The organism is Ornithinibacter sp. (genome assembly GCF_035443565.1).
Lineage (GTDB): Bacteria > Actinomycetota > Actinomycetes > Actinomycetales > Dermatophilaceae > Fodinibacter.
In genome coordinates, this window is the sequence record NZ_DAORSO010000318.1 from 1 (window position 1) to 1671 (window position 1671).

Annotated in this window: 1 protein-coding gene; it reads right to left on the reverse strand. The window is 69.6% G+C overall.

What is annotated here, in order from left to right:
* Positions 1-54: 54 nt before the first annotated feature.
* Positions 55-1467: a L,D-transpeptidase gene (locus tag PLL68_RS14855; RefSeq protein ID WP_324535413.1), complete on the reverse strand. Its 1413-nt coding sequence runs from the start codon at positions 1465-1467 to the stop codon at positions 55-57.
* Positions 1468-1671: the final 204 nt, after the last annotated feature.

Consider the following 1671-nt stretch of genomic DNA (forward strand, 5'->3'; position numbering starts at 1 on the left):
ATCGCCATCGACGAGTTCGACCCGGCCCAGTTCCTCTGACCGGCCCTGCCGGGGTCAGTGGGAGACGACCGGGGTGCCGATGGGGGCGAAGTCGTAGACCCACTTCGCGACCCCGACCGGCAGGTTGACGCAGCCGTGGGACGCGGAGTAGCCGAACGATGACCGCCAGGGCGCTCCGTGCAGGGCGAAACCTTCGTGGAAGAAGGTGCTCCACGGCACGTTGGGCGTCTCGTAGCGGGTGCCGTCGGCGTTGTTTCCGCGCATCGTCATCAGTTCACGCTTGTAGTAGACCTTGAACGTGCCCCGCACAGTCGGCTTCTCGGCCTGTCCGTCGACCATGGAGATCGGGCCGTAGACGGGCTTCGCGCCGACGTAGGCCGTCATCGTGTGCCGGCTGAGGTTGACGTCGATCCACTTCTCGCCCGGGGCCGCGGGGTACGCGAGGCGCTCGGCGCCGTCCGCGATGACCCGCTCCGTCCACGTGGCCTTGGTGGTCTTGTAGTCGAAGGCGCCCTCGTAGGCCTTGCCGCTGGTCAGGGCGGCCACCGCGGCCGTGGCGAGTGCGTCGGCGTTGGAGACCTCCTTGCCGTCACGAGCCCTGGTCACCACGGTCTTCACGTCACCGGACTGCGTCACGTTCCGCAGACCCGCGCGTGGCTCGACCTTGGCCTCCTTGGCCAGCTTGGCCGCCCACGCCTTGACCTTGTCGGCCTTGATCGTCGGCTCACCCAGCGCCCCGTCGGTGACCGGGATGCTGATCCACGAGACCTTGCGCGCCACGGACGCCTTGTGCGTGTCCTCACCGTCGGAGACCGCCACGGGGGTCTTGGCCAGCGCATTGGCCTTGTCCGCCACGGCCTGCGCCTCATCGGTGGTCACGTCGGGCACGGCCTCGGTGAACTCGACGACGGTACTCGCCGAGGTGAGGTCACGCGCCGCCGCTCCCACGGCATCCTGGAAGGTGCTCTCGACGACGGTCTTGCCGGCCACGGCCGGGACGACGACGAACGACTTCTTGTCCTTGGCGAGCTTCACCGTGGCGTCGACGCCGATGCCACCGGAGTCCTTGACCAGGTCGGCGATGACCACGTCGGTCGCAGCGGGGTCGGTGGTCACGACGGCGTCGACCTCGCGGCTGGACATCAGGGACGTGGCGTACGTCGACCAGGTGCGGTTGGCGAAGACGGCGTCGACCGTCGCGTCGACGTCGACCGCGTAGCCCAGGTCGTTCAAGGATGCCGTGCGGGTCGCCTCGCCGGCCTCCAGCGTCACCTCGACGTCGTCGGCGCGCTCACCCACCGCGGCCGCCACCTCATCGCGCGAGAGCCCGGCCACGGACTGGCCCGCCACCGTGCTGCCCGGGAGGGCGCGGTCCTGGAAGTGGGCGGCATACGCCGTGCCTGCACCCCCGAGCACCACCGCGAGCCCCGCCACGCCGCCGAGCAGCACCTTCTTACGCCTGGTCATGCTCGTTTCGCTCCGCATCTGCATCCCGCCGGCGCACGAAATGCGCCTATCACACCACCATGATGGTGCACGAACCCGGGTTCGCCCAATCCGCCGATCGGTCGACGCACGGCGCGCGACCACGGCGCCTGCGTCACAGGCGGGCAGCAGCCTCGAGGGCGTAGTAGGTCAGCACGATCTGCGCACCGGCCCGTCGGATGCCCG